This is a genomic window from Bradyrhizobium sp. HKCCYLRH1034, from assembly GCF_051168375.1.
Taxonomy (GTDB): Bacteria; Pseudomonadota; Alphaproteobacteria; order Rhizobiales; family Xanthobacteraceae; genus Bradyrhizobium.
This window is the reverse complement of sequence record NZ_JBNPUW010000006.1, coordinates 372,237-387,122: the sequence shown is the minus strand read 5'-3', so window position 1 is coordinate 387,122 and position 14,886 is coordinate 372,237. Positions and strand designations below refer to the sequence as shown.

Annotated in this window: 13 protein-coding genes; 9 read left to right on the top strand and 4 right to left on the bottom strand. The window is 66.4% G+C overall.

What is annotated here, in order from left to right:
* The first annotated feature begins 48 nt into the window (after positions 1–48).
* From gap to ACQR0W_RS17185, 9 genes are all read left to right on the top strand, one after another.
* On the top strand, positions 49–1,056 hold the full coding sequence (gap, locus tag ACQR0W_RS17225) for a type I glyceraldehyde-3-phosphate dehydrogenase (RefSeq protein WP_315826029.1): 1,008 nt from the start codon (positions 49–51) through the stop codon (positions 1,054–1,056).
* Between the two features lie 104 nt (positions 1,057–1,160).
* Positions 1,161–1,304, top strand: coding sequence for a hypothetical protein (locus ACQR0W_RS17220; protein ID WP_315713910.1), 144 nt, complete (start codon positions 1,161–1,163; stop codon positions 1,302–1,304).
* 26 nt (positions 1,305–1,330) lie between these two features.
* Positions 1,331–2,521 carry a phosphoglycerate kinase gene (locus tag ACQR0W_RS17215; RefSeq protein WP_315826028.1) on the top strand — a complete coding sequence of 397 codons (1,191 nt, stop codon included), beginning with the start codon at positions 1,331–1,333 and terminating at the stop codon, positions 2,519–2,521.
* Positions 2,522–2,567: 46 nt separating this feature from the next.
* The gene (locus tag ACQR0W_RS17210) at positions 2,568–2,825 is read left to right on the top strand and encodes a hypothetical protein (RefSeq protein ID WP_315826027.1); all 258 of its coding nucleotides are present in this window, start codon (positions 2,568–2,570) and stop codon (positions 2,823–2,825) included.
* A 191-nt stretch (positions 2,826–3,016) separates the two neighbouring features.
* Positions 3,017–4,084, top strand: coding sequence for a class II fructose-bisphosphate aldolase (fba, locus tag ACQR0W_RS17205; protein ID WP_315826026.1), 1,068 nt, complete (start codon positions 3,017–3,019; stop codon positions 4,082–4,084).
* A 374-nt stretch (positions 4,085–4,458) separates the two neighbouring features.
* The gene (locus ACQR0W_RS17200) at positions 4,459–5,481 is read left to right on the top strand and encodes a class I fructose-bisphosphate aldolase (protein ID WP_315826025.1); all 1,023 of its coding nucleotides are present in this window, start codon (positions 4,459–4,461) and stop codon (positions 5,479–5,481) included.
* Positions 5,481–6,158, top strand: coding sequence for a thiamine phosphate synthase (locus tag ACQR0W_RS17195; protein ID WP_315826024.1), 678 nt, complete (start codon positions 5,481–5,483; stop codon positions 6,156–6,158). The genes ACQR0W_RS17200 and ACQR0W_RS17195 overlap by 1 nt, the downstream gene beginning before the upstream one ends.
* A gap of 10 nt (positions 6,159–6,168) precedes the next feature.
* Positions 6,169–7,251 (top strand): tetratricopeptide repeat protein, encoded by a 1,083-nt coding sequence (locus ACQR0W_RS17190; protein ID WP_315826023.1) that lies wholly within the window; start codon positions 6,169–6,171, stop codon positions 7,249–7,251.
* 129 nt (positions 7,252–7,380) lie between these two features.
* Positions 7,381–8,172 (top strand): inositol monophosphatase family protein, encoded by a 792-nt coding sequence (locus ACQR0W_RS17185; protein WP_315713903.1) that lies wholly within the window; start codon positions 7,381–7,383, stop codon positions 8,170–8,172.
* 250 nt (positions 8,173–8,422) lie between these two features.
* Here the strand turns inward: ACQR0W_RS17185 and ACQR0W_RS17180 are convergent, their stop codons facing one another.
* The 4 genes from ACQR0W_RS17180 to ACQR0W_RS17165 form a co-directional block, all read right to left on the bottom strand.
* Positions 8,423–9,019 carry an outer membrane protein gene (locus tag ACQR0W_RS17180; RefSeq protein WP_315826022.1) on the bottom strand — a complete coding sequence of 199 codons (597 nt, stop codon included), beginning with the start codon at positions 9,017–9,019 and terminating at the stop codon, positions 8,423–8,425.
* 184 nt (positions 9,020–9,203) lie between these two features.
* Positions 9,204–12,359 carry a multidrug efflux RND transporter permease subunit gene (locus ACQR0W_RS17175; protein WP_316186669.1) on the bottom strand — a complete coding sequence of 1,052 codons (3,156 nt, stop codon included), beginning with the start codon at positions 12,357–12,359 and terminating at the stop codon, positions 9,204–9,206.
* A gap of 6 nt (positions 12,360–12,365) precedes the next feature.
* Positions 12,366–13,562: an efflux RND transporter periplasmic adaptor subunit gene (locus ACQR0W_RS17170; RefSeq protein WP_315713900.1), complete on the bottom strand. Its 1,197-nt coding sequence runs from the start codon at positions 13,560–13,562 to the stop codon at positions 12,366–12,368.
* A gap of 285 nt (positions 13,563–13,847) precedes the next feature.
* Entirely contained in the window at positions 13,848–14,876 is a 1,029-nt protein-coding gene (locus tag ACQR0W_RS17165) for an SAM-dependent methyltransferase (protein ID WP_315826020.1), read from the bottom strand.
* Between the last annotated feature and the right edge of the window lie 10 nt (positions 14,877–14,886).

The window sequence follows — 14,886 nt, the reverse complement described above, 5'->3', positions numbered from 1 at the left end:
CCAGGGGCCGGCTACGAGGGACGAGAAACGTCATTGAAGGAGACGAAAATGGCAGTCCGGGTCGGGATCAACGGGTTTGGCCGCATCGGCCGCAACGTTCTGCGCGCCATCGCGGAATCGGGTCGCAAGGACATCGTGGTGGTCGGCATCAACGATCTCGGCCCGGTCGAGACCAACGCCCACCTGCTGCGCTTCGACAGCGTGCACGGCCGCTTCCCCCATACCGTGACCGTCGACGGCGACACGATCGATATCGGCAACGGCAAGATCAAGGTCACCGCCGAGCGTGATCCGTCGAAGCTGCCCTGGAAGGACCTCGGCGTCGACATCGCGCTGGAATGCACCGGCATCTTCACCTCCAAGGACAAGGCCTCCGCGCATCTGACCGCCGGCGCCAAGCGCGTGCTGGTCTCGGCCCCGGCCGACGGCGCCGACGCCACCATTGTCTACGGCGTCAATCACACGACGCTGACCAAGGATCACCTGGTCGTCTCCAACGGCTCCTGCACCACCAACTGTCTGGCGCCGATCGCCAAGGTGCTGAACGACACCGTCGGCATCGAGACCGGCTTCATGACCACGATCCACGCCTACACCGGCGACCAGCCGACACTCGACACCATGCACAAGGATCTCTATCGCGGCCGCGCGGCGGCGATGTCGATGATCCCGACCTCGACCGGCGCGGCCAAGGCGATCGGCCTGGTGCTGCCCGAGCTGAAGGGCAAGCTCGACGGCGTCGCGATCCGCGTGCCGACGCCGAACGTCTCGGTGGTGGATCTCAAGATCGTCGCCAAGCGCAACACCGACCCGAAGGAGATCAACGAGGCGATGAAGCGCGCCGCCGAGCAGGAGCTCAAGGGCGTGCTCGGCTACACCACCGCGCCGAACGTCTCGATCGACTTCAACCACGATCCGCACTCCTCGACGTTCCACATGGACCAGACCAAGGTCATGAACGGCAACCTCGTGCGCGTGATGTCCTGGTACGACAACGAGTGGGGCTTCTCCAACCGCATGGCCGACACCGCCGTCGCGATGGGCAAGCTGCTCTAACTCTCGCCCAGTCATTCCGGGGCGCCTTGCAGAGAGGCCCCCGGAATCTCGAGATCCGGGTGCGGTCCTGCGGACCGCCCCGGAACGACGGCTGAGGAAGCGCGATGACCCTTCCCAACTGGCTTGGAATCCCCGGCGCGCTGCTGCTGATCGGCCTGATTGCCTATGGTTTCCGCCAAGGCATGCGGGTGACGACGAAGCAGGAAGGCGATCCGCCGGAAAACACCAACGGCTACAATCAGCCCTGATAGTCCCTCGTTCAACGGTGGCTTCAATGAAACAATTCCGCACCCTCGACGACGTCGACGTCAAAGGCAAACGCGTGCTGCTGCGCGTCGACCTGAACGTGCCCATGGAGAATGGCCACGTCAGCGATGCGACGCGCCTGGAGCGCGTCGCGCCGACCATCAATGAGATCGCGACCAAGGGCGGCAAGGTCATCCTGCTCGCGCATTTCGGCCGGCCGAAGGGGCGCGATGCCAAGGACTCGCTGAAGCCGGTCGCCACTGCGCTCTCGCAGGTGATCAAGCGTCCTGTCGCCTTTGCCGACGATTGCATCGGCGAGCCGGCGGCGACCGCCATCGCCGCGATGAAGGACGGCGACGTGCTGTGCCTGGAGAACACGCGCTTCCACAAGGAGGAAGAGAAGAACGATCCGGCGTTCGTCGCCGAGCTCGCCAAGCTCGGTGACATCTGGGTCAACGACGCCTTCTCCGCCGCGCACCGCGCCCACGCCTCGACCGAAGGCCTCGGCCACAAGCTGCCGGCCTATGCCGGCCGCACCATGCAGGCCGAGCTCGACGCGCTCGACAAGGCGCTGGGCCGGCCGGCCAAGCCGGTCATCGCGATCGTCGGCGGCGCCAAGGTCTCGACCAAGATCGACCTGTTGGAAAACCTCGTCACCAAGGTCGATGCGCTGGTGATCGGCGGCGGCATGGCCAACACCTTCCTGCATGCACAGGGCGTGCAGATCGGCAAGTCGCTGGCTGAGAAGGATCTCGCCGCCACCGCGCTCAGGATCATGGAGAAGGCCGAGGCCTCGAACTGCGCCATCATCCTGCCGGTGGATGCCACCGTTTCGTATCACTTCGCGGCCAACTCGCCGTCCTTCGCCTATGGCCTCGACGCCATCCCGCCGGACAGCATGATCCTCGACGTCGGCCCGCAATCGACCGCCCGCATCCATGCCGCGATCGACGACGCCGCGACGCTGGTGTGGAACGGTCCCCTCGGCGCCTTCGAGCTGACGCCGTTCGACCGCGGCACGATGGTCGCCGCCAAGCACGCGGCCGAGCGTACCAAGGCCAAGAAGCTGGTCTCGGTGGCCGGCGGTGGCGATACCGTCGCCGCGCTCAACCAGGCCGGAGTTGCCTCGGACTTCACCTATGTCTCGACCGCCGGCGGCGCTTTCCTGGAGTGGATGGAAGGCAAGCCGCTGCCGGGCGTTGAGGTGCTGAAGGCCTGATCTTTCCACGCTTGTCGGCCATGGATGTTTCTGTTATGTTCCATTCATGGCCGAGAGCCCCACAGACGCCGTCCACTCGATCCTGATCAAGATCCAGGAGAGCATTGCTGCGTTCCGATCGGAGTTTGGACAGTTCAGACAATCGACCGAGACGCGGCTCGATAGCTTGGAAACCTTGATCCGCAAGCAACGTCGCGATGCGGCCGGCATGCTGGTCATGATGCGCGCGGCCGCCAGTGACTTCGATGAGCGGGTCAGTGCGGTCGAGGAGCGCATCGCGGCTCTCGAAGCCAGGAAGAGCTGAGCCAGCTCTTACGTGTCCGTTGCGACGGATTTGGCTGCTAACCTGTGAATGGCAGCTGACAGCCCGGTCTGGTCGCCTGCGTCGCCCGCAACCCTTGGAATCTCCCGACCACCGCGTTATGCACGGTGCAGCAGTTTCGACACGTGCGTCAGCCGCCGCACCGTCCAATTCTTAATCAGGGAGTTCCAGCCATGGCTCGTATCACGTTGCGTCAATTGCTCGACCACGCGGCGGAAAATGACTACGGCGTCCCGGCCTTCAACATCAACAACATGGAGCAGGCGCTGGCGATCATGGAGGCGGCCAATGCGGTCGACGCGCCCGTCATCATCCAGGCCTCGCGCGGCGCCCGCTCCTATGCCAACGACGTCATGCTCAAGCACATGATGGACGCGGTCACCGAGATCTATCCGCACATTCCGGTCTGCGTGCATCTCGACCATGGCAACGGCCCGGACACCTGCATGACCGCGATCCAGGCCGGCTTCACCTCGGTGATGATGGACGGCTCGCTGAAGGCCGACGGCAAGACCCCGGCTGACTGGGACTACAATGTCGGCGTCACCAAGACGGTCGCCACCATGGCGCATCTCGGCGGCATCTCGGTCGAGGGCGAGCTCGGCGTGCTCGGCTCGCTCGAGACCGGCATGGGCGACAAGGAGGACGGCCACGGCGCCGAGGGCAAGCTGTCGCACGACCAGTTGCTGACCAATCCGGACGAGGCCGTGAAGTTCGTGCGTGAGACGCAGGTCGACGCGCTCGCGATCGCGATGGGAACGTCGCACGGCGCCTACAAGTTCACGCGCAAGCCGGACGGCGACATCCTCGCCATGAACGTGATCGAGGAGATCCACCGCAAGCTGCCGAACACGCATCTGGTGATGCACGGCTCGTCCTCGGTGCCGCAGGATCTGCAGGAGATCATCAACACCTATGGCGGCAAGATGAAGCCGACCTGGGGCGTGCCGGTCAGCGAGATCCAGCGCGGCATCAAGAACGGCGTCCGCAAGATCAACATCGACACCGACAACCGCATGGCGATGACCGGCCAGATCCGCAAGGTGCTGTCGGAGCACCCGGAGGAATTCGATCCGCGCAAGTACCTGAAGCCGGCGATGGAGGCGATGGCCAAGCTGTGCAAGCAGCGCCTGCAGGAGTTCAACACCGCCGGCCAGGCCTCGAAGATCAAGCGCGTGCTGACGACGGCCGAGATGGCCAAGCGCTACGCCAACGGCGAGCTCGCCCCGAAGGTCGCGTGAGCGTTCGTCGTGTAGTTCGACCTTCGCCCTGAACTCGGTGTGCTCCCCTACCCCTTGCGGGTAGGGCTATCGCATCTGGCGCTTTACGTCTTGCGCCCGCCTTTTTCCACTTCGTCATGGCCGGGCTTGTCCCGGCCATGACGGAGTAACTCGTTGGCAGCAGTTCGTGCCGCGATTGCCGAATTTCGTCAAATGCGATCGCCCTGCCCGTGCGGGGAGGGGAGCCGACTGCCGCTGAGTTGACAAGGTTGCCCCATCAGCAACCTCCCCTTCACCTCTCCGAGAGTCCGCCTCACCTACGGCCAATGTTTGCTCGGCAACCGCCCGAGAACCGTCTATTTTGATGGGCAGGGCAGGTGCGTCTGGAGCCAAGCATGAACCTCTCCGCACTGAACACCACGGCCCTTGCCATGGTCGCGCCGGGCAAGGGCATTCTCGCCGCCGATGAATCCACCGGGACGATCAAGAAGCGCTTCGATGCCATCAAGGTCGAATCGACCGAACAGAATCGCCGCGACTATCGCGAGATGCTGTTCCGCAGCGCAGGCATGTCGTTCATCTCCGGCGTCATTCTCTATGACGAAACCATCCGGCAGAACGCCGCCGACGGCACCCCGCTGGTGAAGCTGATCGAAGCGGCCGGCGCCATTCCCGGCATCAAGGTCGACGAGGGAACGCAACCGCTGCCCGGCTGCCCCGGCGAGCGGGTCACGGCCGGGCTCGACAGGCTTGCGGATCGGCTGGCGACGTACTACGCGCTGGGTGCGCGCTTCGCCAAATGGCGGGCCGTGATCGATATCGACAAGGACAATATCCCTTCGATGACAGCGATCCATGTCAACGCGCATGCGCTCGGCCGCTATGCCGCCCTGTGCCAGGCCGCGAACATCGTGCCGATCGTCGAACCGGAGGTGCTGATGGACGGCGATCATGACATCGCTCGCTGCTTCGACGTCACGCGCCGCGTCCTGAACGAGGTGTTTCGTGAATTGCGCATCCAGCGCGTCGCGTTGGAAGGCATGATCCTGAAGCCCAACATGGCGGTCCCGGGCAAGCAATCGCCGGACCAGGCCGGGGTGCAGGAGGTCGCCGAAAGGACCGTCCAACTGCTGAAGGAATGCGTGCCTGCGGCGGTGCCCGGCATCGCCTTCCTGTCCGGCGGACAATCCGACGAGAGCGCGACCGCGCATCTCGACGCGATGAACCGGCTCGGTCCGCTGCCCTGGAGGCTGACCTTCTCCTATGGCCGTGCGTTGCAGGCCGCGCCGCAACAGGCATGGGCCGGCAAGGCGGCGAACGTCGCTACCGGCCAGCGGGCCTTCACCCACCGCGCTCGCATGAACGCGCTTGCCAGCCGCGGCCAGTGGACCGCCGCGCTCGAGAAAGAGGCCGCCTAGTGTCCGGCAAGACGACATCCGCGCGGCCCGCGCCGCGCCTGTATCTGGCAACGCCGGTCGTGACCGACGCGGCGGCGCTGGCCGCCGGCCTGCCGGCGATCCTCGCCAGCGCCGATGTGGCAGCGGTGCTGGTGCGGCTGAAGGAGAGCGATCCGCGCAGCATGATCACGACGGTCAAGACGCTGGCGCCGGCGATCCAGGGCGCCGGTGCGGCGCTGCTGATCGACGGCCATCCCGACATCGTGGCCCGCGCCGGCGCCGATGGCGCGCATCTGACCGGCGTCGCCGCGCTGGAAGAGGCGCTGCCCGGCCTGAAGCCGGACCGCATCGCCGGCTGCGGCGGCCTGTCGACACGGCATGATTCGATGCGTGCCGGCGAGCTTGGCGCCGACTATGTGCTGTTCGGCGAGCGCGACGCGCAGGGCCGGCGGCCCTCGCCGGATGCCGTCAACGAGCGCCTGGCCTGGTGGGCCGAGCTGTTCGAGCCGCCCTGCGTCGGCTATGCGATCTCGCTCAAGGAGGCCGCGGACTTCGTCGCCGCGGGAGCCGATTTCGTGCTGGTCGACGACCTCGTCTGGAACGACGCCCGCGGTCCGGCCGCCGCTCTTGACGAGATCAGCGCCGCGATCCGGAGCGCGCATACGGCCGTGCCGGCCGACGCGCCGGGACAGAGCTGAACGGCCGCCGATGACGATCCTGCGCCTGACATGTGTTGTTGCTGCGCTCGCCATGGCGACGACGGGCGCGGCCGCGCAGATCTCGTTGACGCCGCCTGCTCAGCAGCCGCCGACGGAAAAGCCCAAGCCGGTCGAAAGGCCGGCGGAGAGGCCCAAGCCGCCGGCACCGTCCGCTGCGAAGAAGCCAGCCCCTGCCCCGTCGGCCAAGCCGGCCGCCCCGGCGCCGGCCGCGACGCCACAGCCCGCCGCCAATGATCCCAATGTCGACGTGGTCTACGGCGCCTATCAGCGCGGCCAGTACAAGACCGCGTTCGATCTGGCGTCGCCGCGCGCCCAGGCCGGCGACCCCAAGGCCATGGCGATGCTCGGCCAGCTCTACGAAAACGCCATGGGCATCCGCCGCGACTACGACAAGGCGGCGATCTGGTACAAACGCGCCGCCGAGGCCGGCGACCGCGAAGCGATGTTCGCGCTGGCGATGATGCGGCTGGCCGGGCGCGGCGGCCCTGTCGACAAGCTCGAGGCGGTCAAGCTGCTGGCCTCCGCCGCCAAGCTCGGCGAGCCCAAGGCGGCCTACAATCTCGCGCTGCTCTATCTCGACGGCCAGACCTTTCCGCAGGACCTCAGACGCTCGGCCGAGCTGCTGCGCCTTGCTGCGGATGCCGGCAACGCCGAGGCGCAATACGCGCTGGCGACCTTCTACAAGGAAGGAACCGGCGTGCCGAAAGACCTCGAGAAGGCCGCCCAATTGCTGAAGGCGGCCGCGATCGCCGACAATATCGACGCCGAGGTCGAATACGCGATCGCGCTGTTCAACGGCACCGGCGTGCCGAAGGACCAGCCCGCGGCAATCGCGCTGCTGCGCAGGGCCGCGCGGCAGAACAGCCCGGTCGCCCAGAACCGACTGGCATGGGTGCTGCTGTATGGAATCGCCACCCAGATGGACAAGGTCGAGGCCTACAAATGGCACCTGGTGGCCAAGACAGCCGGCAAGGGCGATCCCAAGCTCGACGAGAAATTCGCCGACATGCCCCCCGAAGACCGCGCCAAGGGCGAACAGGCCGCCAAGCGCTGGCTGGGCACCATCAAGTGATCGGCCGCTGATCCGGCCTTGACGCGGCGGCCCCGGCAGGGCACCCACAGCCAGCCATTTCACCCGCCTTCGTCCGCTTCCGGGGAAGGCGCGCACCGCGAGGTGCGGTCAGCCCAGCGCATCGAGCTCATGATCCATTCCGCCCTCATCAATGTCATGGTCAAGGCCGCGCGCCGCGCCGGCCGCAACCTCAAGCGCGATCTCGGCGAGATCGAGCACCTGCAGGTGTCGCTGAAGGGCCCGGCGAACTTCGTCTCCCGCGCCGACAAGAAAGCCGAGGAGATGCTGTACGAGGACCTCTCGAAGGCCCGGCCCGGCTACGGCTTTCTCGGCGAGGAAGGCGGCAAGCGGGAAGGCAGCGACAAGTCGCACACCTGGATCGTCGATCCGCTCGACGGCACCACCAACTTCCTGCACGGCATCCCGCAATTCGCGATCTCGATCGCGCTCCAGCGCGAGGACACCGTGATCGCCGGCGTGATCTACAATCCCGCCAATGACGAGCTCTACATCGCCGAGCGCGGCAAGGGCGCGTTCCTCAACGACCAGCGGCTGCGCGTCGCCGCACGGCGCCAGCTCCATGAATGCGTCATCGCCTGCGGCCTGCCGCATATCGGCCGCGGCGACCACCAGCTGTTCCTGCGCGAGATGACCTCGCTGCAGGTCAAGGTCGCAGGGCTCCGCCGCTTCGGCGCCGCCTCGCTCGACCTCGCCTTCGTCGCCGCCGGTCGCTTCGACGCCTATTGGGAACGCGACCTGCAGCCCTGGGACATCGCGGCCGGCCTGATCATGGTGCGCGAGGCCGGCGGCACCGTGTCGGGCATCGACGGCAAGGAGGACGCGCTGGCGACCGGGCACGTCGTGTGCGGCAACGAGGTCATTCACCGCGAGCTCGTGAAGGTGCTGAAGGCGGCGGCGTAGCTTTGCTTCTGCGCGGCCACGCCGTTCGCACCGCTCGCTTCACATACGGTGTCGTCCCGGCCTTGAGCCGGGACCCATAACCACCGGCTGTTCTGATGGAGCGAGATGGGGCGACCTGCGCGCCTCAAACATCTCCCTGGGGGTATGGGTCCCGGATCCGCGCGCGCATACGCGCGCTTCTCCGGGACGACGCCGAGGATGGAGTTGGCGGCCGAGCTCTACCGCCGGAAAGCTATCTACAGGCTGAACGCTATCGCCGCCCGCTGGTGAACGCCTGTGGCGTCGCGCCGGGCAATGCCGGGGAATTGATGTCGCTGTCGATGCGATCGGACGACTGGCCGGCATAGCTGAAGCCGAGCGACAGGCTGACATTGGATGTCGGCTTGAACTCGACGCCGCCATTGATCGCGTAGGCCGGCGCAGACGTCGAGCGTCCGTCGAATGTTGCGAACGGGCCGCCCAGGCCGGGATTGTATTTCAGCGTGTCGAAGCCGCCGTAGAGGCTGACGCCGCTCTTGAACGTGTAGCCGTATTGCGCGCCCTCGGTGGTATACGAGCCGAGCGCCCCATAGCGATTGACGATGTTCGGGCTCAGGCCGACTCCCGAAAGCGCCGCCCAATTGTTCGTCACGCTGTAGCGCCGCGAGAAGAAGCCGCTGTCGCTGCCGTTCGTCGTGAAGCTCGGAAAGTTGCCGTAGGAGTCGAGGCTGCCGGCATCGCTGAAGCCGACCGGCCAGCCCGGCAGCCAGTATTTCACGGGGCCCGACTGGGCGTGAGCCGCGTGGCTGACAAAGGAGAAACCAGCAAGCGCGATTGCGAAGACAGATTTGCGAGAGACCATCGACATGCCGTGACCGTTTACATGCTGTGGGAGCATACACGCGGAGAGTGGCGAACTCCAGCCGGCGTCGGTGGAGTTCCGTTCTCCCGGCACGAGCGGTGTGCTCCCCTCCCCCTTGCGGAGAGGGAAGCGGAGCGCCTGTGAGGCAAGACCGCGGCACAATCCTCCGAAAAGGCCTATTCAACCTCACTCACGGCTTCACCGGCGCCGGCGGCCCATAAGCCTCAAGCTCCGCCACCGGCTCCGTCTTCTCCCGATCCCCCGCGAGCACGCGCTGGACCGAGACGAAGAACACGGGGACCATCAACAGCGCCAGGATCACCACCGCGATCATGCCGCCCATCACGTTGGTGCCGAGCGCCTGCTGGCTGGCACCGCCGGCGCCCGTCGCCATCGACATCGGCAGCACGCCGCAGACGAAGGCGAGACCGGTCATGATGATCGGGCGGAAGCGCAAGGAGCAGGCCTCGATCGTCGCCGCGACCAGCGGCTTGCCGTGGGCGCGCAGATCCTTGGCGAACTCGATGATCAGGATCGCGTCCTTGGCGGCGAGACCGATGATGGTGATCAGCGCCACCGTGAAGTACACGTCGTTGGACAGGCCGCGCAGATTGGCGGCGACGACGGCGCCGAGGATGCCGAGCGGCACGGTCAAGAGCACCGCGAGCGGGATCGTCCAGCTCTCGTAGAGCGCAGCGAGACACAGGAACACGACCAGCGCCGAGAGACCGAGCAGCAGCGGCGCCTGCGAACCCGACAGCTTCTCCTGCAACGACTGTCCGGTCCATTCATAGCCGAAGCCACGCGGCAGCTTGGCGGCGAGCCGCTCCATTTCCTTGAGCGCATCGCCCGAGGTGTAGCCCGGCTTGGCCTCGCCGGAGATGCGGATCGCCGGATAGTAGTTGAAGCCGGCGATCTGGCTCGGTCCCTTGGCCCATTGGATGGTCGCGAACGACGAGAACGGCACCAGCTGCCCCTTGGCGTTCTTGACGCTGTAGTTGAGGATGTCGTCCACGTTCATGCGGCTGATGCGGTCGGCCTGCACCACGACGCGTTGCATGCGGCCGCGGTTCGGGAAGTCGTTCACGTAAGTAGAGCCGAGATTGGTCGAGATCGTGGTGTTGATGTCCTCGAAGGTGACGCCGAAGGCGCCGGCCTTCTCGCGGTCGATCATCAGATTGACCTGGGGTCCCGGCGGCAGACCCTCGACATAGACCTTCTGCAGCACCGGGCTCGCATTGGCTTCCGCGATCAGCTGGTCGGCGGCAGCGATCAGCGCAGCATAGCCCTTCTGGCCGCGGTCCTGCAGGCGGAAGCTGAAGCCCGAGGAGTTGCCGAGATTGTCGATCGGCGGCGGCTGCAGCGCCGTGATCTTGGCGTCGCGCAAGCCGGCGAGATCGCGATTGATGTCGGCGACCAGCGCCGCGGCGCTGTCACGCTTGCCGCGCTCCGACCAGTCCTTCAGCGAAATGAAGGCCTGGGCGGTGTTGACGCCCTGGCCGGCATAGCTGAAGCCGGTCAGGAAGGTGACGTCCTCGATCCCTTCGCGCTTGGCGAGATACCTCTCGACGGCCTCCACCGCGGCCTGCGTCCGCGCGTAGGACGAGTCCGCCGGCGTCTGGACGTCGGTGGTGATGAAGCCCTGGTCGTCGACCGGCAGGAAGCCGCCGGGCAACTGGATGAAGGCGAAGGTCAGCCCGACCAGGAAGATCGCATAGATCAGCACCAGCCGTCCGGTGCGCTTCAGCGCGCCGCCGACCACGCCGGTGTAGCGGTTGCGGCTGTTGTCCATGAAGCGGTTGAACCAGCCGAACACGCCCTTCTTCGCGTGGCCGTGGCCGGCCGTGACCGGCTTCAGCAGCGTCGCGCACAACGCCGGGGTCAGCGACAGCGCCAGCAGCGCCGAGAAGCCGATCGCCGCCACCATGGTGACCGAGAACTGCCGGTAGATGATGCCGACCGAGCCGGGGAAGAACGCCATCGGCACGAACACCGCCATCAGCACCAGCGTGATGCCGATGATGGCGCCGGTGATCTGGCCCATCGCCTTGCGCGTCGCCTCCTTCGGCGACAGCCCCTCCTCGGTCATGATGCGCTCGACGTTCTCGACCACGACGATGGCGTCGTCGACGAGGATGCCGACCGCGAGCACCATGCCGAACATCGTCAGCATGTTGATGGAGTAGCCGACCAGCATCAGCGTCGCGCAGGTGCCGAGCAGCGCCACGGGGACGACGATGGTCGGGATGATGGTATAGCGGATGTTCTGCAGGAACAGGAACATCACCACGAACACCAGCACCACGGCTTCGACCAGGGTCATCAGCACCCGCTTGATCGACGCCTTCACCACCGGCGTGATGTCGTAGGGAATCTCATAGCTGATGTTGGAGGGGAAGAAGCGCGACAGCTCCTTCATCTTGGCCTCGACCGCGCTCGCGGTCGCCAGCGCATTGCCGGTCGGCGACAGCAGCACCGAGAGACCCGCGGTCGGCTTGCCGTTGAGGCGGGTGTTGAACTGATAGCTGAGGCCGCCGATTTCGACGCGCGCGACATCGCGCAGCCGCACCGTCGAGCCGTCGGGATTGGCGCGCAGGATGATCGATCCGAACTCGTCGGGCGAATCGAGCTGGCCCTTGACCAGCACCAGAGCCGAGGTGCGCTGCGAGGTCGTCGCGGGCTCGGCGCCGATGCTGCCCGAGGCGACCTGCGCGTTCTGCGCGCCGATCGCCTTGGTGACGTCGTCGGCAGTGAGGCCGTAGCCGATCAGCTTGGCGGGATCGAGCCAGACGCGCAGCGAGCGCTCGGTCGAATACAGCGTGGCGCGGCCGACGCCGGGAATGCGCCTGACTTCGCCGAGCACGTTGCGGATCATGAAGTCGCCGAGGCCGACCTCGTCGAGGCTGCCGTCGGTCGACTGCAGCGTGATGATCTGCAGCACCGCGGCGGAGGCTTCCTCGACCAGGATGCCCTGCTGGATGACGGCGCGCGGCAGCCGCGCCTCGACACGCTTGAGGCGGTTCTGCACCTCGACCGAGGCGTCATTGGTCGACGTGCCCGGCACGAAGTTCGCCGTGATCTCGACCTGGCCGAGCGAATCGCTGGTGGATTCGAAGTTGAGAATGCCGGAGGCGCCGTTGAGCTCCTCCTCGATCAGCCGCGTCACGCTGTTGTAGAGATTCTCCGGCGACGCGCCGGGGTAGCTGGTCGAGATCGAGATCGAGGGCGGCGCGATGATCGGATATTGCGCCACCGCCAGCAGCGGAATCGCGATCGCGCCGATCAGGCAGATGAACAGCGCGACCACCCAGGCGAAGATCGGCCTGTCGATGAAGAAGCTCGGCATGGCGACTTACCGCGTCGCCGACTTCGATTCGAGCTGCGTCGCGGCGCTGACCTCGGTCCAGACCTGCGGCGCGACCCTGTCGCCGGCGGCGAACTTCTGGAAGCCGTCCACCACGACCTTGTCGCCGGCGCGCAGACCGTCGGTGATCAGCACCAGGCCATCCTGGGTCGGGCCGGTGCGCACCGGCCTGGCGATCGCGCGGTTGTCGTCGCGGATGACGTAGACCTCGGACCCGCCGGCCGCGTTGCGCTGCACCGCCTGCTGCGGCACGCCGACGGAGTCGCTGTCGATGCCCTGCTCGATGCGGACGCGGACATACATGCCCGGCAGGAGCTCGCGCTTCGGATTGGCGAACTCGCCGCGCAAGGTGACCTGACCGGTGGCGGCATCGACCTTGGCGTCGGAGAACAGGAGCTTGCCCGGAATCGAATACGGCGTGCCGTCGTCGAGCACGAGACGGACCTTGATCGCGTCGGGCGCGATCTGGTCGAGGTCGCCGGACTCGAACGCCCGGCGCAGGCGGTTGAGCTCGCTCACCGACTGGGTGAAGTCGGCATAGATCGGATCGAGCTGCTGGATCGTGACCAGCGAGGTCTCGTTCTGGACCGCGATGGCGCCCTCGCTGACCTGGGCCGCGCCGACGATGCCGTCGATCGGCGCGCGCACGGTCGCATAGTCGAGATTGAGCTGGGCACGCGCAAGATCGGCCTTGCGGGCCTCGATGTCGGCCGCTGCCTCGCGCTCGGTCGAGATCGCCTTCTCGTTCTCGACCGCCGGGGCTGCGCGCTCCTTGAACAGCAGGCTGATGCGGTGGGCCTGCTGCACCGCGCGCTCATGCACCGCCTCGGCCTTGGCCAGCGCCGCCCGGCTCGACAGGATCTCCACCTCGAACGGCTTCGGATCGATGCGATAGAGCGGATCGCCCGCCTTGACCTCGCTGCCCTGGCGGAACAGCCGCTCGACGATGATGCCCGAGACGCGCGGACGGACGTCGGAGACGCGGGTCGGCGCGATGCGGCCGGGCAGCTCGCGCACGATCGCTCGCGCCTTCTGCTCGACGGTCACGATGCCGACGTCCGGAATGACGATCTGCTCATTGGCGGAGGCCTGAGCCTGGATGGGGTCGTTACAGCCGGCCAGCAGCGGCGCGGCGGCCGCGAGCATCAATGCACTGCTGACCAGCGACGCGCGAAAACGTGACATGCGTGGAGGAGCCCCCTCGATGATGATGATGAAACCCAGTCGACCGGATGGCCCAGTCATGGCGCCATTCTGGCGCTCGCCTTGCTGCAACATAGAAAAGAGCTGCTGCGACGCAACGCGAAACCCAGGCGGCTTGATGTCACACGAACTACATAACTGATAGATCAAGCTTTTTCGGGACTCACCTAATTGTGAGCGCTTTGTGGCAGCAGGTTCCCAGCAGGTTCCGCAGAGCGAAACGCGAATCCCCCTCCAGCACTGCGGCATCCCGCCGCAGCGAACAAATTAGTTCGCCGGCCGCAGGCGGTAGTGGCTGACGCCCCATTCACGGCCTTCGTCGTGCCCGAACAGACCCGCGGTGGCGAGGAAGAACCAGCGCCAGCGGCGCATCCACAGCGCCGTGTCGTCGCCATAGACCGGCTGCAGCACCTGCAGGATGCGGTTGTAATCGGCATCGAAATTGGCGAGCCAGTCCCGTGCCGTGTGCTGATAATGCGTGCCGCTCCAGCGCCATTCCTTCTCGACCGCGAACAGATCCGCGTACTGCCGGATCAGGCCGTGGCTCGGCATGATGCCGCCGGTGAAGAAGTGCTGCGCGATCCAGTCCTCGCGATCGTTGCGGTCGAACAGGTAGGATCCGGTGCGGTGGGTGAAGATGTGCATGAACAGGCGGCCGTCCGGCGCGAGCCATGATCTGACCCGCGACAGCAGCTCGCGCCAGTTCATCATGTGCTCGAACATCTCGACCGAGACGATGCGATCAAAGCGCGCGTCGGGAGCGAACCCGTTCATGTCGGCGGTGACGACCCGCAGGTTGAGCAGGCCGCGCGCGGCCGCCATCTCCTCGATCGCGCGGCGCTGCGAGTGCGAGTTGGAGACCGCCGTGATCTTCGCACGCGGGAACTGCCGGGCCATGAACAGCGACAGCGAGCCCCAGCCGCAGCCGAGCTCCAGAATGGTCTGGCCATCCTGGAGATCGGCATTGGCGACGGTCTGGCGCAGCGCCTCCTCCTCCGCCTCCCGCAGGGTCGAGACCGGCTCCTTGTAGAAGCAGCAGGAGTATTTGCGGTTCGGCCCGAGCACGCGGGCGAAGAACGCCGCCGGCACCTCATAGTGCTGGCTGTTCGCCGCGTCGGTATGCTCGGCGATCGGCCGCGTCGTCAGCAGGCGGGCGAACTCTGGGTCACCCATCGCATCGGCCCCGCCGAGCCGCGCCGCCGTGCGCGCGCACAATTCGGAGATCGCGGAGCGGATGACGGCATCGGGCAGCGGCACGCGCTCGGCGGCGCCGATGATGGTCGAGATGAAGCTCATGCGGTGGCTC